21 protein-coding genes, 4 tRNA genes, 3 rRNA genes and 1 other RNA gene are annotated in these 23,948 nt (G+C 25.6%); 10 read left to right on the forward strand and 19 right to left on the reverse strand.

All coding sequences use genetic code 11. From position 1 onward, the window contains the following. Window positions 1–29: 29 nt before the first annotated feature. The 10 genes from tuf to ung all read right to left on the reverse strand — a co-directional run bounded on the left by tuf (window position 30) and on the right by ung (window position 8,593). On the reverse strand, window positions 30–1,214 hold the full coding sequence (gene tuf / locus GJT99_RS01610) for an elongation factor Tu (protein ID WP_168893972.1): 1,185 nt from the start codon (window positions 1,212–1,214) through the stop codon (window positions 30–32). A gap of 55 nt (window positions 1,215–1,269) precedes the next feature. Beyond that, complete coding sequence (gene fusA / locus GJT99_RS01615; protein ID WP_168893973.1) at window positions 1,270–3,384, reverse strand: elongation factor G; 2,115 nt, start codon at window positions 3,382–3,384, stop codon at window positions 1,270–1,272. 150 nt (window positions 3,385–3,534) lie between these two features. Beyond that, window positions 3,535–4,005, reverse strand: coding sequence for a 30S ribosomal protein S7 (rpsG, locus tag GJT99_RS01620; RefSeq protein ID WP_168893974.1), 471 nt, complete (start codon window positions 4,003–4,005; stop codon window positions 3,535–3,537). Window positions 4,006–4,064: 59 nt separating this feature from the next. After that, window positions 4,065–4,436, reverse strand: a complete 372-nt coding sequence (gene rpsL / locus GJT99_RS01625) for a 30S ribosomal protein S12 (protein ID WP_168893975.1) — start codon at window positions 4,434–4,436, stop codon at window positions 4,065–4,067. A 44-nt stretch (window positions 4,437–4,480) separates the two neighbouring features. After that, window positions 4,481–4,780: a sulfurtransferase complex subunit TusB gene (gene tusB / locus GJT99_RS01630; protein ID WP_168893976.1), complete on the reverse strand. Its 300-nt coding sequence runs from the start codon at window positions 4,778–4,780 to the stop codon at window positions 4,481–4,483. 18 nt (window positions 4,781–4,798) lie between these two features. After that, window positions 4,799–5,164, reverse strand: coding sequence for a sulfurtransferase complex subunit TusC (gene tusC / locus GJT99_RS01635; protein WP_168893977.1), 366 nt, complete (start codon window positions 5,162–5,164; stop codon window positions 4,799–4,801). Then, window positions 5,164–5,565, reverse strand: coding sequence for a sulfurtransferase complex subunit TusD (tusD, locus tag GJT99_RS01640; RefSeq protein ID WP_168893978.1), 402 nt, complete (start codon window positions 5,563–5,565; stop codon window positions 5,164–5,166). Before tusD ends, tusC begins: the two co-directional genes overlap by 1 nt. A 120-nt stretch (window positions 5,566–5,685) precedes the next feature. Then, window positions 5,686–6,531, reverse strand: a complete 846-nt coding sequence (gene fkpA, locus GJT99_RS01645; RefSeq protein WP_168893979.1) for an FKBP-type peptidyl-prolyl cis-trans isomerase — start codon at window positions 6,529–6,531, stop codon at window positions 5,686–5,688. A 146-nt stretch (window positions 6,532–6,677) separates the two neighbouring features. Next, a complete protein-coding gene (gene asd, locus GJT99_RS01650) occupies window positions 6,678–7,793 on the reverse strand; it encodes an aspartate-semialdehyde dehydrogenase (protein WP_211080580.1) in 1,116 nt (371 codons plus the stop codon). A gap of 119 nt (window positions 7,794–7,912) precedes the next feature. Beyond that, window positions 7,913–8,593, reverse strand: coding sequence for a uracil-DNA glycosylase (gene ung / locus GJT99_RS01655; protein WP_168893981.1), 681 nt, complete (start codon window positions 8,591–8,593; stop codon window positions 7,913–7,915). A 123-nt stretch (window positions 8,594–8,716) separates the two neighbouring features. Between ung and rpsF the strand changes: the two genes are divergently transcribed. The 10 genes from rpsF to trpS all read left to right on the forward strand — a co-directional run bounded on the left by rpsF (window position 8,717) and on the right by trpS (window position 16,812). Then, the gene (rpsF, locus tag GJT99_RS01660; protein WP_168893982.1) at window positions 8,717–9,082 is read left to right on the forward strand and encodes a 30S ribosomal protein S6; all 366 of its coding nucleotides are present in this window, start codon (window positions 8,717–8,719) and stop codon (window positions 9,080–9,082) included. Window positions 9,083–9,150: 68 nt separating this feature from the next. Further along, window positions 9,151–9,378, forward strand: a complete 228-nt coding sequence (rpsR, locus tag GJT99_RS01665; RefSeq protein WP_168893983.1) for a 30S ribosomal protein S18 — start codon at window positions 9,151–9,153, stop codon at window positions 9,376–9,378. Window positions 9,379–9,425: 47 nt separating this feature from the next. After that, window positions 9,426–9,881 carry a 50S ribosomal protein L9 gene (gene rplI / locus GJT99_RS01670; protein WP_168893984.1) on the forward strand — a complete coding sequence of 152 codons (456 nt, stop codon included), beginning with the start codon at window positions 9,426–9,428 and terminating at the stop codon, window positions 9,879–9,881. Between the two features lie 51 nt (window positions 9,882–9,932). Then, an RNA gene (gene ffs, locus GJT99_RS01675) (signal recognition particle sRNA small type) lies at window positions 9,933–10,021 on the forward strand. Window positions 10,022–10,056: 35 nt separating this feature from the next. Then, window positions 10,057–11,169: a DNA polymerase III subunit gamma/tau gene (dnaX, locus tag GJT99_RS01680; RefSeq protein WP_168893985.1), complete on the forward strand. Its 1,113-nt coding sequence runs from the start codon at window positions 10,057–10,059 to the stop codon at window positions 11,167–11,169. Window positions 11,170–11,280: 111 nt separating this feature from the next. Next, complete coding sequence (htpG, locus tag GJT99_RS01685; protein WP_211080581.1) at window positions 11,281–13,170, forward strand: molecular chaperone HtpG; 1,890 nt, start codon at window positions 11,281–11,283, stop codon at window positions 13,168–13,170. A gap of 227 nt (window positions 13,171–13,397) precedes the next feature. After that, window positions 13,398–13,925: a shikimate kinase AroK gene (gene aroK / locus GJT99_RS01690; RefSeq protein WP_168893987.1), complete on the forward strand. Its 528-nt coding sequence runs from the start codon at window positions 13,398–13,400 to the stop codon at window positions 13,923–13,925. A 43-nt stretch (window positions 13,926–13,968) separates the two neighbouring features. After that, window positions 13,969–15,066, forward strand: coding sequence for a 3-dehydroquinate synthase (gene aroB / locus GJT99_RS01695; RefSeq protein ID WP_168893988.1), 1,098 nt, complete (start codon window positions 13,969–13,971; stop codon window positions 15,064–15,066). 43 nt (window positions 15,067–15,109) lie between these two features. Continuing rightward, complete coding sequence (gene rpe / locus GJT99_RS01700) at window positions 15,110–15,772, forward strand: ribulose-phosphate 3-epimerase (RefSeq protein ID WP_168893989.1); 663 nt, start codon at window positions 15,110–15,112, stop codon at window positions 15,770–15,772. 35 nt (window positions 15,773–15,807) lie between these two features. Beyond that, window positions 15,808–16,812, forward strand: coding sequence for a tryptophan--tRNA ligase (trpS, locus tag GJT99_RS01705; protein ID WP_168893990.1), 1,005 nt, complete (start codon window positions 15,808–15,810; stop codon window positions 16,810–16,812). A gap of 2 nt (window positions 16,813–16,814) precedes the next feature. On the opposite strand, the gene crp is transcribed toward trpS, so the two are convergent. The 9 genes from crp to murI form a co-directional block, all read right to left on the reverse strand. Next, entirely contained in the window at window positions 16,815–17,444 is a 630-nt protein-coding gene (crp, locus tag GJT99_RS01710; protein ID WP_168893991.1) for a cAMP-activated global transcriptional regulator CRP, read from the reverse strand. A gap of 99 nt (window positions 17,445–17,543) precedes the next feature. Continuing rightward, window positions 17,544–17,616, reverse strand: a tRNA-Thr gene (locus GJT99_RS01715). A gap of 45 nt (window positions 17,617–17,661) precedes the next feature. Continuing rightward, a tRNA-Gly gene (locus tag GJT99_RS01720) sits at window positions 17,662–17,732 on the reverse strand. 41 nt (window positions 17,733–17,773) lie between these two features. After that, window positions 17,774–17,855 (reverse strand) — tRNA-Tyr (locus GJT99_RS01725). A gap of 44 nt (window positions 17,856–17,899) precedes the next feature. Beyond that, a tRNA-Thr gene (locus tag GJT99_RS01730) sits at window positions 17,900–17,972 on the reverse strand. 68 nt (window positions 17,973–18,040) lie between these two features. Next, window positions 18,041–18,156: ribosomal RNA gene (gene rrf, locus GJT99_RS01735) — 5S ribosomal RNA — on the reverse strand. 50 nt (window positions 18,157–18,206) lie between these two features. Continuing rightward, a 23S ribosomal RNA gene (locus GJT99_RS01740) occupies window positions 18,207–21,141 on the reverse strand. 147 nt (window positions 21,142–21,288) lie between these two features. Next, window positions 21,289–22,867, reverse strand: a 16S ribosomal RNA gene (locus tag GJT99_RS01745). The 16S, 23S and 5S rRNA genes sit together here with 4 tRNA genes alongside, the layout of an rRNA operon. 194 nt (window positions 22,868–23,061) lie before the next feature. After that, window positions 23,062–23,874, reverse strand: coding sequence for a glutamate racemase (gene murI / locus GJT99_RS01750; RefSeq protein WP_168893992.1), 813 nt, complete (start codon window positions 23,872–23,874; stop codon window positions 23,062–23,064). Window positions 23,875–23,948: the final 74 nt, after the last annotated feature.

Raw genomic sequence — 23,948 nt, forward strand, 5'->3', positions numbered from 1 at the left:
ATTTTCCCTTATCTTCTTTTTTGATATATTTATTTTAATACTTTTGTCACCACACCAGCACCTACAGTATGTCCTCCTTCACGAATAGCAAAACGTAAACCATTAGACATAGCTATTGGATGAATTAATGTGACAATCATATTAATATTATCTCCTGGCATTACCATTTCAATGTTGGATGGTAATTCTATAGTACCTGTAACATCTGTAGTTCTGAAATAGAACTGAGGACGATATCCTTTAAAAAAGGCTGTATGTCTTCCACCTTCATCTTTTGATAAAATATAAACTTCTGCTTCAAATTTTGTATGTGGTGTAATTGATCCTGGTTTTGCTAAAACTTGACCTCTTTCTATATCTTCTCTTTTAATACCTCTAAGCAAAATACCTACATTTTCACCAGCACGTCCCTCGTCTAATAATTTACGAAACATTTCTACTCCAGTACAAATAGATTTTATAGTATTTCTAATACCTATAATTTCTACTTCTTCTCCTACTTTTATTACACCCCTTTCTACTCTTCCAGTTACTACTGTACCTCTACCTGAAATAGAAAAAACATCTTCTATTGGTAATAAAAAAGGTTTGTCAATTTTTCTTATAGGATTAGGAATATAAGTATCTAGTGAATTAGCTAATTCATTAATTTTTTTTTCCCATATTTTATCTCCTTCTAATGCTTTTAAAGCAGATCCTTGAATGATAGGAGTTGTATCTCCAGGAAAATTATATTGTGTTAATAAATCACGTACTTCCATTTCTACTAATTCTAATAATTCTTTATCATTAACTAAATCACATTTATTTAGAAATACTATAATATAAGGAACTCCTACTTGTCTAGCTAATAAAATATGTTCTCTTGTTTGTGGCATAGGCCCATCTGTTGCTGCAACTACTAAAATTGCTCCATCCATTTGAGCAGCACCTGTAATCATGTTTTTTACATAATCTGCATGTCCTGGGCAATCAACGTGAGCATAATGACGATATTTTGTATCATATTCAACATGAGATGTATTGATAGTTATACCTCTTGCTTTTTCTTCTGGTGCATTATCAATTTGATCAAAAGCTTTAGCAGAACCACCATATTTTTTTGATAAAACAGTTGTAATAGCTGCTGTTAAAGTTGTTTTTCCATGATCTACATGTCCTATAGTACCTACATTAATATGAGGTTTAGAACGTTCAAATTTTTTTTTAGACACAGGATAATATCCTTCTAATAAAAGTTAAAATATGTAATTATTATTTAATTAAGTATTATAATTTAGATTTAGATTCCATAATTATTTTTGTAATACTATTAGGTGCTTTAACGTATTTTAAAAATTCCATCGTATAAGATGCTCTTCCCTGGCTATAAGAACGTAAATCAGTAGCATAACCAAACATTTCCGATAATGGTACACAAGCACTTATAGTTTTACCGGTAGAAATATTATTCATACCTTCTATAATTCCTCTTCTACGGTTTAAATCACCGATAACATCCCCCATATATTCTTCAGGTGTTTCAACTTCTACCTTCATTATAGGTTCAAGTAAAACAGGATGAGCTTTTTTAAAAGCATTTCTAAATGCAATAGCCGCAGCTAATTTAAAAGCTAATTCAGAAGAATCTACATCATGATAAGATCCATAATGAAGTCTAACAGCAATATTGACTACAGGATAATTTGCCATAGGACCTGATTTTAATTGCTCTTGAATACTTTTATCTATAGCTGATATATATTCATTAGGTATTACACCACCTTTTATATCATTAGTAAATAAATAACCTGTATTATTTTTTTGTGATTTTAATGGGGAAATATCTATTACAACATGTCCATATTGCCCTCTTCCACCAGTTTGTTTTATATATTTACCTTCTATATCAGTAACACTTTTTTGTATAGTTTCACGATAAGAAACTTGAGGTTTTCCAATTTTAGCCGATACATTAAATTCTCTTTTCATCCTATCTACAATTATTTCCAAATGTAATTCACCCATTCCTGCTATAATAGTTTGATTAGTTTCTTCATCAGTCCATGTTCTTAAAGAAGGATCTTCTTTAATGAGACGATTTAAAGCTAAACCCATTTTTTCTTGATCTATTTTAGTTTTAGGTTCTATAGCAATAGAAATGACAGGTTCAGGGAAATCCATTGTTTCAAGAATGATACATTTATTAATATCACATAATGTATCTCCTGTTGTTACATTTTTTAATCCAATAGCAGCTGCTATATCTCCTGCATAAACTTTTTTTATTTCTTCTCTTTTATTAGCATGCATTTGTACTATTCTACCAATACGTTCTTTTTGTCTTTTTATTGGATTATATATCATTTCTCCACTACTAACAGTTCCAGAATATACTCTAAAAAAAGTTAAATTACCAACAAAAGGATCATTAGCAATTTTAAAAGCTAATGCTGAAAATAATTCATTATCATTAGTATGACGTGTTAATATATTTTTATTATTATTAGATATTCCTTGAATAGGAGGAATATCTTTAGGAGAAGGTAAATAATCGATTATTGCATCTAATAATGCTTGTACTCCTTTATTTTTAAAAGCAGATCCACATGTAATTAAAGTAATTTCATTATTTAATACTCTTTTTCTTAAAGCAGATTTTATTTCTTGTATAGATATTTTCTCCTCATTTAAATATTTTTCCAATAATATTTCATTTGATTCTACTGCTGTTTCTATTAATTTTTTATGCCATATTTGGACTTCTTTTTCCATTTTTTGAGGTATATTAATATAATTACAATTAATTCCTTGATCTTTTTCATCCCAATTTAATGCTTTCATTTGTATTAAATCAATTACACCAGTAAATTTTTCTTCAGATCCTATAGGTAATTGTAATGGTATTGCTTCTGTTAATAAATTATTTTTTATTTGATTTATAACTTTTATAAAATTTGCACCCATTCTATCCATTTTATTTATAAAAGCAATTCTAGGTACTTTATATTTATTAGCTTGTCGCCATACTGTTTCTGATTGAGGTTGTACTCCACCAACAGCACAATAAATCATAACTACACCATCTAATACTCTCATAGAACGTTCTACTTCAATGGTAAAATCTACATGCCCTGGAGTATCAATAATATTTATTCTATGTGATTTATATTGATTAAACATTCCTGACCAAAATGCTGTAGTAGCTGCAGAAGTTATAGTAATACCTCTTTCTTGTTCTTGTTCCATCCAATCCATTGTAGCTGCACCATCATGTACTTCTCCTATTTTATGATTTACTCCTGTATAAAATAAAATTCTTTCTGTTGTAGTAGTTTTACCAGCATCAATATGTGCACTAATACCAATATTACGATATCGTTTTATAGGAGTTATACGATTCATATATTATTCCTCTATTTTAATAGATAAAATTTAAAAATGATATTAAATATTATTTTTAATAAAAATATTGATTTAGTCACGATATATGTTATTGATTAATTGATTCATTTTATTATAATTAAAATTATTTAGATTTTTGTAATTATTTTATTACCAACGATAATGAGCAAATGCTTTATTAGCTTCTGCCATTTTATGTATTTCTTCTTTTCTTTTAACAGCGTTTCCTTTATTTTCTAAAGCATCTAATATTTCATTAGTTAATTTTAAAATCATAGATTTTTCTTGTCTTTTTCTTGCAGAATTAACTAACCAACGTATAGCTAAAGTATTTCTTCTAGTAGGTCTTATTTCTACTGGTACTTGATAAGTTGAACCACCCACTCTTCTTGATTTTACTTCTACTACAGGTTTAATATTTTCTAATGCATTTAAAAAAATATCTATTTCTTTTTTACCTGTTTTTTTTGTAATTTGATTTAAAGCAGAATAAACAATGAATTCTGCAATAGATTTTTTACCATTTACCATAATTATATTAATAAATTTAGCTAATAAATCTGATTCAAATTGAGGATCTGGTGAGATTTTTCGTTGACTAACTATACGTCTACGAGGCATAATACTTACTCCATGATTTTAATAAAATTAATTTATAAAAAAATAATATTATGTTAATATTATTTAGGTTTTTTAACTCCATATTTTGATCTTCCTTTTTTACGATTTTTAACACCTGTACAATCTAAAGTACCTCTAATAGTATGATATCTTACACCAGGAAGATCTTTTACTCTTCCACCTCTAATTAAAATAACAGAATGTTCTTGTAAATTATGTCCTTCACCTGAAATATAAGAAGTAACTTCAAAACCATTTGTTAATCTTACTCTACATACTTTTCTTAAAGCGGAGTTAGGTTTTTTAGGGGTTGTTGTATAAACTTTTGTACATACTCCTCTTTTTTGTGGACAAGAATTTAAAGCTGGGACATTAGTTTTAATAATTTTACGAGATCTTTTTTTACGAACTAATTGATTAATTGTTACCATATTTTTCCTAATCTAAAATGATTTAATTTATTATAATTTTAAAATTACCATAATACTTGTTTTTTATGTTTTATTATCAAATAAACAAATTTTTTGTAATTTATTCGTATAATTTGGTTTGAAATATTTAAATTTAAACCTCTAGCTAATATATCATTATTTATAGCAAAGATTAATATTTTCATTTTTTGTTTAATTTTAATAATTTTTTTAATATATAAACTATTTTTTAATCCAGCTAATACTCCGTCTTGAATAAGAAGTAACTCATCATTTTTATTTAAAAAATTTAATAATAAAGAAAAATTACAAGATGCTGGAGAACTAAATAAGGTATATAACATATAGAATATATTTTTTAATTAAAAGTTAATGATTATATCATAATCACTAATTTTTTTTTTCCATATTAAAGGATTAATAATTTCAATAGGTAAGATCCAATTATTTTTTTTATTATTTTCCATCCCTAAATTTTTTAGAGATTTTGAACAAATATAATAATTTTTAATATTACAAAGTTTTAAAATATTAAAACTAATATTATAATTATTTAATAAAAAATTTTTTGTATTTTGTTTATGATATATTTGTAAAACTCCGTCTCCTATAAAAAATAAAGCTATATCCTCAGTGAATGAGGATATAGATAGAATTACATCAAGTCCTGCTTTTCCAATACTATTTCCATACGGAGATTTCGTAAATATAAATGCTATTTTATTCATTAAAATTGAACTAAGTAATCACAAGTTAATATAGATGTTGTAAATTTACTTAAAGTAGTTATTTTAAATATGTTGTCAATAATATCATATTTTTTGTTATGATTTAATAAATTTTTTTTATGGGAATTATTTTTCATTATTAAGCCTCTTTTTTTAGCAGAGGTAATACATATATATAAATTTATATGATATTTTATACTTAATTTTTTCCAATGATTAATTAAATTAAATTCATTTTTATCAAAAAAAATATTTTTATTAGAATTAGAAACTCCATCATGGTAAAAAAATATATCTTTTACTATTTTTTTTTCTTTTATTACTGCTTTAGTAAATAAATATGCAGAATAGGCATTTTGCCCATTATATGGAGCTGTTGTTATAAATATTACGAAAATCATATTTAAAAAACCTAAATTTTAAAAAATATCATTATAAAATATATTTATATTTAATTATATATAAATAAATTTTTATAAATAAAAATTTATTTAATAAATTAAAACAAATAATTTAATTGATTAATTAGATACTGAATTTTTTATATCTAAAAGTTCAATTTCAAATCTTAAAGTTGAATTAGATGGTATACCAGAAATAATTTCTGAACCATAAGCTAATTTTGGAGGAATAATCAATGTTATTTTACCACCTTTTTTTATATATTTTAAACCTTCTTGCCAACCTGCTATTACTTGTTTTAAACATATAAATAAAGGTTTATTTTTTTCAGTACTATCAAATTTAGTACCATCAATTAATTTTCCTGTATATTTAATAACAATTATTTGATTATTATTAGTAATTTTTTTACCTTTACCAATTTTATGTATTTTGTACACTAATCCAGTACTAGTTTTTTTAAAACCTTTTTCTTTTAAAATTTTTTGAATATATTTTTTACCTATATTTCCATTATTTTTAATTTCTTCTTGAATTTCATTAGGACTAAAAGCTTTTACATTAGCATCATATAATTGAAGTACTCTATCGATTTCATTATTAGAAAGTTTATATTTTTTATCTAGTGCATCAGATACACCTTGAAGAATAAATTTTCTATTTAATACCATTTTTAATGTTTTTTGTACTTGAAATGTACGTGTTAAATATTTCCCTATTGTTATTCCTAAAGAATATGCAATTTTATCATTATCATTTTTAAAAAATTCTTTTTGTTTTTTGTTTTTTACACCATGTTTTTTTTTATGAATTATTGTTTTTTGTTTTGTAACATTTTTAGTTTTTTCTTTATTTGGCCACCATGATACATTTTTTAATGTAAATGCGTTTGTATTAGATATATTTAAACCAATACTTAAAATTAATATAATAAATATTGAATTTTTTTTAGTAAAAAATTTCATTTTTTCTCCAAAAATTTTTAACAATATTAATAATTTTCAACACATTAAAATTTTATATATAAAATAAGATAATTATATTATCTTATTTTATATAAATTATTACTTTTAATAAAAAAAAACAAGTTAAATTTTCTTTTTTAAAAAAATTAAATTAATATTTTTAACATTCTTCTTAATGGTTCTGAAGCTCCCCATAATAATTGATCTCCTACTGAAAAAATAGAAAAACAATTTTTATTGATATTTAATTTTTTTATTCTTCCTACATTGATATCCAATTTACCACTTACAAAAGATGGTGTAAGAAAATTGATAGTTTCATGAAAATTATTTGGTATAATTTTAACCCAATTATTATTTTCATAAATAATATCTTTAATATTATTTATAGATAAATCTTTATTTAATTTTATTGTAAATGATTGACTATGTGAACGTAAAGTAGGTATTCTTACACAAATACCATCTACTGGAATAATTTTATTTGTATTTAGAATTTTGTTAGTTTCGAATTGCCCTTTCCATTCTTCTTTTGTTTGACCAGTATTTTTTATTTTTTTATCTATCCATGGAATTAAACTATTAATTAAAGGAACATTAAAATTTTGTTTAGGAAAATTAGAAGAATACATTTGTTTTGAAATTTCTTTTTCTATATCTAAAATATTAATTGAAGAATTATTAATTAAAGAAGATATATTTTGATATATAAACTTCATTTGTAAAATAAGTTCTTTCATAAATTTTGAACCAGCACCAGATGCTGCTTGATAAGTAGAAACAGAAATCCATTCAATTAAATTATTTTTAAATAAACCACCTAAGGCCATTAACATTAAACTAACAGTACAATTACCACCAACAAAAGTTTTTGTACCTGAATTTATTTTTTGTTGTATATATTGAAAATTAATAGGATCTAAAACGATGATAGATTCATCTAAAGTTCTTAACTTAGAAGCAGCATCTATCCAATATCCTTTCCAACCCATTTTACGTAGTTTAAAATAAATTCTATTTGTGTATTCACTTCCTTGACATGTTAAAATTATATCTAATTCAAATAATTTTTCAAAATTATAAGCATTTTCTAATTTTAAAAATTTATTTTTTATATTAAAATGAGATATTAATTTTCCATATTGTGAAGTAGAAAAAAAAATAGCATTAATATTATTAAAATCTTTTTTTTTTATCATTCTTTTTATAAGAACAGAACCTACCATTCCTCTCCAACCAATAAATCCTACATTTTTCATTATTTATACCTTATAAATTATTTTTTATTTATTTTATATAAAATATATTGTAATTACTAATTTTAAAATCTATTAGAGAATTATTCTAAAATCTAAAAATAATTATGTCATAATAATACGTATTATTTTATTAATTTTATATTCCAATTAATTGGTTTTTTTTTATTTAAAATTAAATATTTATTCGTTTTAGAAAAATGTTTACAAATATAAAATCCTTTATAAAAGGATAAAGGTGAAGGATGTGATGTAGTTAATATTAAATGTTTTGATGTTATTAAAACACATTTTTTTTTAGCATATATTCCCCATAATAAAAAAACAATATTTTTATAATATTGATTAATTGTTTTAATTACATTATTTGTAAAAATTTCCCAACCAATATTAGCATGAGATTGTGGTTTTCCTTTTTCTACTGTTAGTATCGAATTTAATAACATTACTCCTTCATTAACCCAATTTATTAAATAACCATGATTAGGAATAATAAAATTAGGTATATCAAATTTTATTGCTTTATAAATATTATTCAATGTAGGAGGTATTTTAATGTTTGGCATAACAGAAAATGCAAAACCATTAGCTTGATTTATACCATAATATGGATCTTGACCTAAAATAACTACTTTTAAATTATTAAAATTAATTTTTTTAAAAATATTAAAAATATATTTTTTTTGAGGATAAATAATTTTTTTATTATTAATATCTTTATAAATTTTTTTTATTAATTTTATAAAATATTTTTTTTTTATTTCTTTTTGGAAAAATTTTTTCCATATAAAATTTTTATTTTTCATAATATTTTAAATTATTTTAAATAAATATAAATTTTTAAAAAATATTATATTATGTTAATATAAAAATAAAATTTTATCCTTGTTTTTAATTTATATTAAAAACTACAACCATAAGGAAAAAAAATGAATTATTATGAAATAGTATTAATGATCAATCCTAATCAAAGTGATCAAGTAAATAATATTACAGAATATTATAAAAAACTTATTCATAAAAATGATGGTTATATTTCAAGATTTGAAGATTGGGGTAGAAGACAATTAGCATATCCTATATTAAAATTACATAAAGCACATTATATATTAATTAATATTGTTTTAACAAAAATTAATATAATAAAAGAAATCGAAAATAATTTAAGAATTAATGAAAATATTATAAGATATCTTATTCTTAAAACAAAAACAGAAAGAAAAAATTTATCTTTTATTTTAAAATCTAAAGATGAATATCAAGAAAAACGTAGTGATATAATTAAAACAATATAATATAATATCAATTTTAATTTTTATAAGAACAAGTATGATTTATTTTATAAATATTTGGAGTTTAAATTATGATACGTTATTTTCGTCGTCGTAAATTTTGTCGTTTTACTGCAGAAGGTATTAAAGAAATTGATTATAAAGATATTCATATTTTGAAAAATTTTATTACTGAAAGTGGAAAAATTGTTCCTAGTAGAATTACTGGTACTAAAGCAAAATATCAACGTCAATTAACTAGAGCTATAAAATTAGCAAGATATTTATCTTTAATATCTTATACTGATCATCATAAATAATTTATATAATTATTTTAAATAAAATTTTTTTATAAAGAGTAAAAATAATGAAAGTAATTTTATTAGATTCTATTCCTAATATAGGAGAAAAATCTCAAATCATAGATGTAAAACCTGGTTATGCACGTAATTTTTTAATACCAAAAAATAAAGTAATTATTGCTACAAAAAAAAATATTGTTATTTTAAAACAAAAAATTTTAGAAAAAAAATCTAAATTATTAAATATTTTAAATAAAGCAAAAATACGATTAAAAAAATTTAATTTTATAAAAAATAAAATTCGAATTATTGCTAAAACAGGAAAAAATGGAAAATTATTTGGTTCAATAGGTAAAAATGATATATTAAAAGAATTTAAAAAAATTGGATTTAATATTATAAAAAAAGAAATTATTTTACCAAAAGGAGGTTTCAAATATACTGGAAAATATACTGTAATTTTTAAATTTCATGAAAAAATTTTAACTGAAAAACAAATTAGTATAGTAAGTGATAAATAATTAATTAAATATTGACTAATTAATAAAATTATGTATAATTTCGTATAAACATGATTATTAAAAACAATATTATTTTATTAATCCAGTCAGGTCTGGAAAGAAGCAGCTGTAGTAAATATAATATGTGTAAGTAGATAATCATGTTTTATTATTTAATTTTATAAAAAATCAAAAAATGAATTCTCATATTTTAGCTTTTAAATGGCGTCCTTATTCATTTAATGACGTTGTTGGTCAAAATCATGTTATACAAGCTATAAAATATAGTTTATTAACTAAAAAAATTCATCCTGCTTGGATACTTTCAGGTAGTAGGGGTGTAGGTAAAACTACAATAGCAAGGATATTTGCTATGGGATTAAGTTGTTTACAAGGAATAACATCACATCCATGTGGATGTTGTGAAAATTGTATATCTATAAAAAAAAATTCTTTTTTGGATTTAATTGAATTAGATTCAGCATCTAAGACAAAAGTAGAAGATATTAGAGAAATATTAGAAATAATTTATTATCCTCCTGTAAAAGGAAGATATAAAATATATATTTTTGATGAATTTCATATGTTATCTAAACATAGTTTTAATGCATTACTAAAAATAATAGAAGAACCTCCAAAATATATAAAATTTATATTTGCAACAACAGAACTACAAAAAATACCATCTACAATATTATCTAGATGTATACAATTTAAATTAAAATTAATAGATGAAAATATGATTTTCAATCAAATAAAAAATATTTTAAATAAAGAAAATTTTACATATGATGAAAATGCATTAAAAACTTTATCTATTGCTGCATGTGGTAGCATGCGTGATGCTTTAAATTTAACAGATCAATTAATATCTATGGGAGAATTAACTACAGAAAATATTAATTTAATGTTAGGATTAATAAAAAAAAAATATTTATTTTCATTAATAAAAAATTTTAAAGCACAAAAATATAATTTAATTTTTAATTTAATTAATAAAATATCTACTTTTAATGTTAACTGGATTAATTTGATAACAGAATTAATGATAATAATACATAACATTTTAAAAATTAATATTTTAGATAAAAACTGTAGTAATTTTTTATTAGATTTTAATTTTACAAAAAGTGAAATTTTATTTTATAAAAAAATATTAAATAGATTTTCAGAAATTGAATTAAAATTTTTATATAATATTTTAAATACAGGAAAAAAAAATCTGTATTTATCTCCGAATCCCAAAATAGGATTTGAAATGATTATATTGGAAATAATAATTTATTTTAAAAATAAAAGTAAAATATAAAAAATTTTATGAATTAAATACTTTTATATATATAAAAATTATTTTTTATTATTGTATTTTATAATATACAAATATATATACTTATTAAATATTTATATAAAAAAGAGTAATATAATTATGAAAAAAAGAGAAACACTAAGTTTTCAATCTGAAGTAAAACAATTATTAAATTTGATGATTCATTCACTTTATTCAAATAAAGAAATTTTTTTAAGAGAATTAATATCTAATGCTTCTGATGCTGTAGATAAATTAAAATTTCAAGCTTTGTCAAAACCAAATCTATATGAAAATAATTCAATATTAAAGGTACAAATTTCTATAGACAAGAAAAAAAGATTAATTATTATTAATGATAATGGTATCGGGATGACTCGTAACGAAGTTATTGAAAATTTAGGTACAATTGCTAAATCTGGTACTAAAGATTTTATTAAATCTTTAAATTTATCTTCAAATAATAAAACAGAATTAAATACACAATTAATAGGTCAATTCGGTGTAGGATTTTATTCAGCTTTTATAGTAGCTGATAAAGTTATAGTAAAAACTAGAGCTGCTGGTAAAACTATAGATGAAGGTGTTTTTTGGGAATCTACAGGAGAAGGAAATTATCATATATCTAATATTAATAAAGAATTTAGAGGAACTGAAATTATACTACATATACGTCCAAAATATGATGAATTTTTAGACACATGGCGTATCAAAACAATAATAAGTAAATATTCAGAGCACATTTCTTTACCTATAGAAATAGAAATGTATAATGAAAAGGAAAAAAAATATTATTGGGAACAAGTTAATAAAGCACAAGCTCTTTGGTTACGTAATAAAACAGATATTAGTGAAAATGAATACAAAGAATTTTACAAACAATTAACATATGATAGTACTGATCCAATGATTTGGATTCATAATCATGTAGAAGGTAAACAAGAATATATTAGTTTATTATATATTCCTTCTACTATCCCATGGGATATACGTAATCGTGATTATAAAAATGGATTAAAATTATATGTGCAAAGAGTTTTTATTATGGAAGATGCAGAACAATTATTACCTAAATATTTAAGATTTATGAGAGGTTTAGTTGATTCTAATGATTTACCTTTAAATATTTCAAGAGAAATTTTACAAAAAAATAGTATTATTCATAATATGAAGGTTACATTAACAAAAAAAGTTCTTAATATGTTAATGAATCTTACTAAAGATTCAAAAAAATATAATAATTTTTGGGAAAAATATGGTTTAATTTTTAAAGAAGGTCCGGCAGAAGATATAAGAAATAAAAATATAATTATTAAATTATTACGCTTTGCTTCAACATTTAATAATAATTCAAAACAAAATGTATCTTTAGATGACTATGTTAAAAGAATGATAAAAGGACAAAAAAAAATATATTTTTTAACATCAGATAACTATCTTTCTGCTAAAAGCAGTCCTCATTTAGAATTTTTTTATCAAAAAGGAATAGAAGTATTATTATTAATAGATCATATTGATGAATGGATGATGAGTTATATTAATGAATTTGAAGGAAAAAAATTTCAATCTATTAGTAAACAAGATGATTCATTAGATGAATTTATTAAAAATAAAAATCATATTATAGAAGATAAAATAAAAGAAGAATTTAAACCGTTTTTAAAAAAAATACAAAATTTATTAGGTAATAAAATAAAAAAAGTAAAATTAACTAGTAGATTAATTAATACTCCTGCTATTGTTACTACTGATTTAAATGAAATGAGTACACAAATGGCAAAATTATTTGCAGCTGCAGGACAAGAAACTCCAAAAATAAAATATAATTTTGAATTAAATCCAAATCATGTTCTAATTAAAAAAATATTAGTAATTAAAGATGAAGAATATTTTGCTGAATTTGTTAATCTATTATTAGATGAAGCTATTTTAGCGGAAAAAGGTACATTAGAAAATCCAAATAAATTTATTGATCGTATAAATAAATTTTTATCTAAAATTTAAACATGATGTAGATAAGATAATTATAAAAATTAATTATCTTATCTTTTTTTTAAATATATTTTAGTATTTTAAATATTTTTTTTAAAATAAACTATTTACTATTTTAAAAAATACTTTTATGATTTAATTAAAATATTTATAATATAAAAATTTGTATAAATGTATGTCTTATTGTTTTTTAAAAATAAGAATTTTATTCACAATAATAATAAATTATTAATAAAAAAATGGCAAAAAAAAGAAATATATTTTTAATAGGCCCTATGGGAGCTGGTAAAAGTACAATTGGTCGTCATCTAGCAAATTTATTAAAAATGGATTTTTTTGATTCAGATCAAGAAATTGAACATCGTACAGGTGCAGATATAAATTGGGTATTTGATGTAGAAGGAGAAAAAGGTTTTAGAAAACGTGAAAAAAAAATTATTGATGAAATTACTAAAAAACAGGGAATTGTATTAGCTACAGGAGGAGGTTCTATTCAATCTAAAGAAGTTAGAAAAATTCTTTCATCCAGAGGAATTGTTGTATATCTTAAAACTACTATAGAAAAACAATTAATTAGAACTAAAAGAGATAAAAAACGTCCTTTATTAAAAAATAAACAGCATGAATTAGCTAAAGAAATTTTAGAAGATTTAGCTAAAAAAAGAAATCATTTATATACTGAAATAGCTGATATTATAATTAAAACAGATAAACAAAGTGCTAAAGTTGTTGCTAGTCAACTTATTAATTTATTAGAAAAAAATTAATTTTATTAATTTTTTTAAATGTAAAGAAAGGATAATAATATATATGGAAAAAACCATTTCAATTTCAACAAAAAAAAATAATTATCCTATTATTATAAATTTTAATTTATTTGATAAAAAAATATTTTTTCCCTTTCTTAAGAAAGGTGATAGTATTATGATTGTTACTAATCAAAAGGTTTTTTCTTTATATTTTAAAAAAATATTTAATCAATTTGATAATATTGGTCTTAAAATTGATTATATTATTCTCCCTGATGGTGAAAAATATAAAACATTAATTACTGTCAATATGATTTTTACAACATTACTTAAAAATTTACATAATAGAGATACTACATTAGTTGCATTAGGAGGGGGAGTTATAGGAGATATAACTGGATTTGCTGCTTCTATTTATCAAAGAGGTGTAAAGTATATACAAATACCTACTACTTTGTTATCACAAGTAGATTCTTCTATCGGAGGTAAAACAGCTGTAAATCATGATTTAGGGAAAAATATGATTGGTAGTTTTTATCAACCTAATATTGTAATAATTAATTTAAGTTGTTTGTATACTTTATCTCAAAGAGAATTTTCAGCTGGAATAGCTGAAGTTATAAAATATAGCATTATTTTTGATAAAAAATTTTTTTCTTGGTTAGAAAATAATATAACTAAGTTATTTACTTTAAATAAAGATAAAATTTTTTATTGTATTAATAAATGTTGTAAATTAAAAGCAAAAATAGTTTATGAAGATGAATATGAAAATAATCAAAGAGCATTATTAAATTTAGGTCATACATATGCTCATGCTATAGAAGCAGAATTAGGATATGGTAAATGGTTACATGGAGAAGCTGTAGCAGTAGGTATTGTTATTGCATCTGTAATATCTAAAGAATTAAATTTATTAAATAATTTTGATGTAATAAAAATTATTAATTTATTAAAACAATATAAATTACCTACTAAATTACCATCAAATATAGATGTAAATAAACTTTTAAAACATATTTATAAAGATAAAAAAGTTAAAAAAAAACAGATTAATATTATTCTACCAGTTAGAATTGGTAAAGTTATTATATATAATAATATATCTGAGAAAATAATTATTAATGCTATTAATAGTAATAAAAATTTATTATTTTAAATTATTAGTATATAATAAAATTATATTTATGTTTTTTTATAAAATGAAAAATATTTTGATTGCTGCATCTATTTTATCTGCTAATTTTGCATATTTAGGAAAAGAAATTAAAGATGTACTTAAAGCAGGAGCTGATATAATACATTTTGATGTGATGGATAACCATTATGTACCTAATTTAACTATTGGACCTTTAGTTTTAAAATCTTTAAGAAACTATGGAATAAAATCTATAATAGATGTACATTTAATGACCAAACCAGTAGATGATTTAATAATTAAATTTGCACAATCAGGTGCTGATATTATTACTTTACATCCAGAAAGTTCTTATCATTTAGATAAAAGTATTTCTTTAATTAAGAGTTATGGATGCAAAGCTGGTTTAGCTTTAAATCCTTCCACATCTTTATGTTATTTAGATTATCTTTTTCATAAGTTAGATACAATTTTAATTATGTCTGTTAATCCTGGTTTTGAAGGACAAAAATTTTTAAATCATATTTATGATAAAATTATTAAAATTAAACAAATTATTAAAAAAAAAAATATTTTATTAGAAGTAGATGGAGGTATTAATATTAATAATATAAAAAAAATTGCTCTTGCTGGAGCAGATATTCTTGTTATAGGGTCAGCTATATTTAAAAATTCATTATCATATTATGATACTATTCAAAATTTAAAATTGAAATTAAGTACATAATCTAAAAAAAATTAAAAAAAAATTTTTATATAATTATGAAAAAAAAAATAGTATTTAGTGGGATTCAACCTACTGGTTTATTGACTATAGGAAATTATATTGGGGCATTAAGTCAATGGAAAAAATTACAAAAAAAATATTTTTGTATTTATTGTATAGCTGATTTACATGCTTTAACTATTTACCAAAAAGAAAATGTTTTAAATAAAAATATATTAGATACTCTATCTGTTTGTTTAGCCTCTGGTATTGATCCTAAAAAAAATATTATTTTTATACAATCTCATGTTTCTCAACATACTCAATTAAATTGGATTTTAAATTGTTTTACGAATTTTGGTGTTTTAAAAAGAATGACACAATTTAAAAAAAAAATTCATCTAAATAAAAATATTAATGCTGGATTATTTAGTTATCCCATTTTAATGGCAGCAGATATATTATTATATCAAACATATAAAGTACCTGTAGGAAAAGATCAAATTCAACATATTGAATTAGTTAGAGACATTGCATATCGTTTTAATAAAACGTATGGGAAAAAAATATTTACAATTCCCAAAAAAAAATTACATGAAAATTATGGTTCATGTATAATGTCATTGTTATCTCCTATGACAAAAATGTCTAAATCTGATGATAATAAAAATAACATAATTACTTTATTTGATAGTGATTTAACAATCAGAAAAAAAATTCAACATGCAGTTACTGATTCTGATAATCCACCTAATATAAAATTTGATTTAAAAAATAAACCAGGAATTTCTAATTTACTTATTATATTATCTAATATAACTGAAATATCTATACAAAAATTAGAATATTATTTCTATAAAAAAAATTATCATGATTTAAAAGAATTTATTATTTTCAATTTATGTTTTTTCCTAAAAAAATTTAGAAAAAAATTTTTTCTTTATAGAAAAAATGAAACTTTGTTAAAAAGTATTATAATTAATGGAGCACAAAAAGCGGAAAAATATGCTAAAAGTACTTTAAAAAAAGTACATAATATAATCGGATTAAATATTAAATAAATTTATCTTGTTCCATATACAACAATTGTTTTACCATGAGCATAAATTAAATTACGGTTTTTTAAAATTTTAAGTGTACGTCCTACAGTTTCTCGAGAACAACCAACTATTTTACTTATTTCTTGCCGAGTTATTTTAATTTGCATTCCATCTGGATGTGTAATTGCATCTGGAGATTTAGCTAAATTTAGTAATGTTTTAGAAATTCTATGAGTAACATCTAAAAAAGCTAAATTACTAATTTTTTTAAATGTAATTTGTAACTTATTAACAATTTGTGAAGAAATTTTCATGATAATATCATGATTAATTTTAATTAAATTAAAAAAATTTTTATATGAAATTTTTGCTAATTCACATTCTGTTCTTAATTTAAATAATGTAATTTCTTTATAAGAATTATTAAAAATTCCATTTTCACCAACAAAACTACCTGCATTTAAATAATTAAGTATTATTTCTTTGCCATTTTTATTTTTAATAGAAACAACGATACTCCCTTTTAATATATAATATAAATTTTTAGAAATATCTCCTTGTTTTATTAAAATCATTTTAGCAGGGTATTTATTAATATTACAATAAGAAAGAAACCACTCTAAAGTAGAATCTTTTTGTAACTGAAAAAACATTAGTAATTATCCTTCTACTATCTTTTATTTTTATAAAATTAATAAAAAATTTTTTTCTATATAAAATATTGGTATTTAATATTTTATGTAGCATAAGTATGCTGATACCCAGAATTGAACTGGGACCTTCATTCTTACCAAGAATGTGCTCTACCTAGTAAGCTATATCAGCTAAAAATATAAATAATATTTATATTTTATATTAAAAATTTATTAGAGCAGACAACGGGAATCGAACCCGTATTTTTAGCTTGGAAGGCTAAAGTAATACCATTATACGATATCTGCTATATATTAAATTATAATACTATATTTTTATAAAAAAATTTTGGTGGGAGAAGGATTCGAACCTTCGAAGTCTATGACGACAGATTTACAGTCTGCTCCCTTTAACCACTTGGGTATCCCACCGTTTTAATATTAAAAAAAAATATAAAGTGTTGTAAAATATACAATGCCGGCTACCGGAATTGAACTGGTGACCTACTGATTACAAGTCAGTTGCTCTACCATCTGAGCTAAGCCGGCATATTTAATTTATTTAAATATTTTATATATAATATATTTTAAAAAAAATTAAATTATTTTTACTTTTATCCTGGTATTTACCTACTCTCACATGAGGAAACCTCACACTACCATTGGCACTACAATGTTTCACTTCTGAGTTCGGAATGGATTCAGGTGGTACCATTGCGTTATTTATACCAGGATTTTACTAAATATTACTTAATAATTTAATCTAAACGATTCTGGTGTTGTAAGGTTAAGACTCACGGGTGTTTATTAGTACTAGTTAGCTTAACATATTACTATGCTTACACATCTAGCCTATCAACGTTATAGTCTCTAACGTCCCTTAAGAGATTTTTGTAAATAATTAACAAAAATCATGGGAAGATTAATCTTAAGGTAAGTTTCGCACTTATATGCTTTCAGCGCTTATCTTTTCCATATTTAGCTACCGGGCAATGCCATTGGCATGACAACCCGAACACCATAGATATGTTCACTCCGGTCCTCTCGTACTAGGAGCAAATCCTTTCAATCTTCCAACGCCCACGGCAGATAGGGACCGAACTGTCTCACGACGTTCTAAACCCAGCTCGCGTACCACTTTAAATGGCGAACAGCCATACCCTTGGGACCTACTTCAGCCCCAGGATGTGATGAGCCGACATCGAGGTGCCAAACACCGCCGTCGATATGAACTCTTGGGCGGTATTAGCCTGTTATCCCCGGAGTACCTTTTATTCGTTGAGCGATGGCCTTATCATACAGAACCACCGGATCACTAAGACCTGCTTTCGCATCTGTTCGAATTGTCATTCTTACAGTTAAGCCAGCTTATGCCTTTGCACTAACCTCACGATTTCCGACCGTGATTAGCTGACCTTAGTACTCCTCCGTTACTCTTTAGGAGGAGACCGCCCCAGTCAAACTACCTACCAGACATTGTCTCTAATCCGGATTACGGATTTAGGTTAGAATAATAAGTATTAAAGGGTGGTATTTCAAGGTTGATTCCATATTAACTAGCGCTAATACTTCATTATCTCCCACCTATCCTACACATCAATATTTATTAGTCAATATCAAGCTATAGTAAAGGTTCACGGGGTCTTTCCGTCTTGCCGCGGGTACACTGCATCTTCACAGCAATTTCAATTTCACTGAGTCTCAGGTGGAGACAGTCTGACCATCATTACGCCATTCGTGCAGGTCGGAACTTACCCGACAAGGAATTTCGCTACCTTAGGACCGTTATAGTTACGGCCGCCGTTTACCGGGGCTTCGATCAAGAGCTTCTTATAAAATAATAACCCCATCAATTAACCTTCCGGCACCGGGCAGGCGTCACACCGTATACGTCCACTTACGTGTTTGCACAGTGCTGTGTTTTTAATAAACAGTTGCAGTCAGCTGTTATCTTAGACTGATTTCAGCTTAAAAAGTAAATTTTTTTACTTACAATCAGTGTGCCTTCTCCCGAAGTTACGGCACTATTTTGCCTAGTTCCTTCACCTGAGTTCTCTCAAGCGCCTTAGTATTCTCTACCTGACTACCTGTGTCGGTTTAGAGTACGATTCAATATTATTTAAGTTTAGAGGATTTTCTTGTAAGTATGGTATCAATTACTTCAATACAGTAAAGTATTTCGTCATCACGCCTTAATGTTAATAATTATCCGGATTTTCCTAGATAATCCATCTACACGCTTAAACCAAGATAACCATCGCTTGGATAATCTAACCTTCTTCGTCCCCCCTTCACAACAATAATGAGTACAGGAATATTAACCTGTTATCCATCGATTACGCTTTTCAGCCTCATCTTAGGGATCGACTTACCCTACCCCGATTACCGTTGGATAGGAACCCTTAGTCTTTCGGCGAATAGGTTTTTCACCTATTTTATCGTTACTCATGTCAGCATTCGCACTTCTGATATCTTCAATAAATTTTACAATTTACCTTCAACAATTTACAGAACGCTCCCCTACCCAATAAAATAATACTTCTTTTATTGTCGCAGCTTCGGTGTATAATTTAGCCCCGTTATATCTTCCGCGCAGAACGACTAGACCAGTGAGCTATTACGCTTTCTTTAAATGATGGCTGCTTCTAAGCCAACATCCTGGCTGTTTATGCCTTTCCACTTCGTTTCCCACTTAATTATAACTTAGGGACCTTAGCTAGCGATCTGGGTTGTTTCCCTCTCCACAACGGACGTTAGCACCCGCTGTGTGTCTCCCGTGATAACATAAATTTGGTATTCGTAGTTTGCATCGGATTGGTAAATCTGGTAGATTCCCTAACCGAAACAGAGCTCTACCCCCAAATATGAATCCACGAGGCGCTACCTAAATAGCTTTCGGGGAGAACCAGCTATCTCCCGGTTTGATTGGCCTTTCACCCCTAACCACAAGTCATCCGCTAATTTTTCAACATTAGTCGGTTCGGTCCTCCAGTAAGAATTACCCAACCTTCAACCTGCTCATGGTTAGATCACCGGGTTTCGGGTCTATATCCTGCAACTAAACGCCCTTTTAAGACTCGGTTTCCCTACGGCTTCCTTATACAGTTAACCTTGCTACAAAATATAACTCGCTGACCCATTATACAAAAGGTACGCAGTCACACTTTTTTAAAGTGCTCCTACTGCTTGTACGTATATGATTTCAGGTTCTATTTCACTCCCCTAACCGGGGTTCTTTTCACCTTTCCCTCACGGTACTAGTTCACTATCGGTCAGTCAGTAGTATTTAGCCTTAGAGGATGATCCCCCTATGTTCAAACAAGATTACTCGTGTCTCGTTCTACTCATTGAGATTATAACTATTATATTTTAATATACAGGACTATCACCTTGTGTCGTATAACTTTCCAGTTATTTCTACTAATATAATAATTAAAATATATCTCGGGCTGTTTCCTGTTCGCTCGCCACTACTAAGAAAATCTCTGTTGATTTCTTTTCCTCAAGATACTTAGATGTTTCAGTTCTCCTGGTTCACTTCGTAATTCTATGTATTTAAATTACGATAATATATAATTACATATATTAGGTTTCCCCATTCGGAAATCGCCGACTAATAACGTTTTATATCAACTTATCGACGCTTTTCGCAGATTTACACGTCCTTCATCGCCTCTGACTGCCAAGGCATCCGTCATATACGCTTATTTACTTAACCTTACAACCCACAATCGTCTAAATATTTTAAACAAATTTTATAACAAAATTTGTTATTTAATTAATATTTATTAAATTTTTATTTCCTAATTTTTAAAAAACTTAAAAAACTTTTGAGGGCACTCTTCTTTAAGAGAACTTTGAAAGTAAAGGAGGTGATCCAACCACAGGTTCCCCTACGGTTACCTTGTTACGACTTCACCCCAGTTATGAATCATAAAGTGGTAAGCGTCCTCCTTCTTTACAAAAGGTTAAACAACTTACTTCTTTTACAACCCACTCCCATGGTGTGACGGGCGGTGTGTACAAGGCCCGGGAACGTATTCACCGTAGCATTCTGATCTACGATTACTAGCGATTCCGACTTCATAGAGTCGAGTTGCAGACTCCAATCCGAACTAAGATATATTTTGTGAGATCCGCTTACTTTTACAAGGATGCTTCTCTTTGTATATACCATTGTAGCACGTGTGTAGCCCTGGTCGTAAGGGCCATGATGACTTGACGTCGTCCTCACCTTCCTCCGGTTTATCACCGGCAGTCTTCTTTGAGTTCCCAGCTTTAACTGATGGCAACAAAGAATAAGGGTTGCGCTCGTTGCGGGACTTAACCCAACATTTCACAACACGAGCTGACGACAGCCATGCAGCACCTGTCTCCGCGTTCCCGAAGGCACCCCTCTCTTTCAAGAGGATTCGCGGCATGTCAAGCCCTGGTAAGGTTCTTCGCGTTGCATCGAATTAAACCACATGCTCCACCGCTTGTGCGGGCCCCCGTCAATTCATTTGAGTTTTAACCTTGCGGTCGTACTTCCCAGGCGGTCGACTTAACGCGTTAGCTACGAAAGCTATAAGTCAAGCTTACAACCTTCAAGTCGACATCGTTTACAGCATGGACTACCAGGGTATCTAATCCTGTTTGCTCCCCATGCTTTCGCACCTGAGCGTCAGTATTCGTCCAGGGGGTCGCCTTCGCCACTGGTATTCCTCCAGATATCTACGCATTTCACCGCTACACCTAGAATTCTACCCCCCTCTACGAAACTCAAGTTAATCAGTTTCAAATGCAGTTCCTAAGTTAAGCTTAGGGATTTCACATCTGACTTAATTAACCGCCTACGTGCTCTTTACGCCCAGTAATTCCGATTAACGCTAGCACCCTCCGTATTACCGCGGCTGCTGGCACGGAGTTAGCCGGTGCTTCTTTTACAAGTAACGTCAATAATGAAATGTATTAGATTCCATTGCTTCTTTCTTGTTGAAAGTACTTTACAACCCTAAGGCCTTCTTCATACACGCGGCATAGCTGCATCAGGCTTTCGCCCATTGTGCAATATTCCCCACTGCTGCCTCCCGTAGGAGTCTGGACCGTGTCTCAGTTCCAGTGTGGCTGATTATCCTCTCAGACCAGCTAGAGATCGTCGCCTAGGTAGGCTTTTACTCTACCTACTAGCTAATCTCGTCTGGGTTCATCTAATGGTATAAGGTTTTATATAAAAAATATAAAATCCCCTACTTTGATCTTTTAAAAGATATTATGAGGTATTAGCTATCGTTTCCAATAGTTATCCCTCTCCATAAGGCAGATCCCCAGATATTACTCACCCGTCCGCCGCTTGCCGACAATAAAAAAAAAGAAAACTTTTTCTCATTTCGCTGCCGCTCGACTTGCATGTGTTAGGCTTGCCGCCAGCGTTCAATCTGAGCCATGATCAAACTCTTCAATTTTATATAAATAATTAACAAAATAAATTTATAAATTCTATTTTAAATAAATTTACAAATTTAATACTCTCTTTTAAAGAGAGTGCCCTCAAAAGTTTTTTATAAATTTTTAAAGAACTACAGAATTAATAACTATTATATTACATCCATATAACAAATAGTCAAGTGTTTTATTTTAATTTTTTTTTAAAAAAAGTTTATATTTTAAATTTTTTAAAAATATGAAAATTCATATTTTTAAAAATATTTTTTATTCTATTTGTATCTTTATTTTTTTTTGTATAGTAAAGAATATTTTTTTTTATATTTAGTAAATTTTTATTATATTGAATTAATTTTTTAAATTTATCAATAATATATTTTTTTGAATCTAAAAAATATATATTTTTAGGAAAAATAATTTTTAATTCATCCTTGATTAAAGGAAAATGAGTACAACCTAATATAATAGTATCAGGAAATATTTTTAATTTATACCAAGAAAAAAAAATTTTTTTTATTTCACTTAATATAATTTTATCTCCCAATAATTTTCGTTCTGCTAAAAAAACTAATTTAGGAGATGATATCATTTTTATCATATATTTTTTTTTTAATAAATATATTTTATTTCGTATTTTATAATTTTGTAATGTAGTATTTGTAGCTAAAAAACCAATTACTTGGTTTTTTGTTTTTGCAATAGCTAAATTAATTACAGGAGTAACACCAATAATAGGAAAATTAAAATATTTTTTTAATTCAGGTAAACTTGTAATACTAGCCGTATTACATGCTATAATAGCTAATGAAATATTATGAAATAGTGAAATTTTTTGTAAAATTTTAATTAAACGTTGTAAAATAAAATTTTTTGATTTATTTCCATATGGAAAATATTTATTATCTAAAAGATAGATAAAATTTATATTTAAAAAAATATTTTTGATATAATTAAATATTGTAATACCACCTAATCCAGAATCAAAAATAAAAATAGTAGTTTGTAATGTTAAAATTTTTTTTTTCATAAAAATCCTAATTTATTGCATTTTATATATTAAAATATTTAATTTTCAATATTATATAATATATAGTATTTATT

This window comes from Enterobacteriaceae endosymbiont of Donacia cincticornis, assembly GCF_012568845.1.
Lineage (GTDB): Bacteria > Pseudomonadota > Gammaproteobacteria > Enterobacterales > Enterobacteriaceae.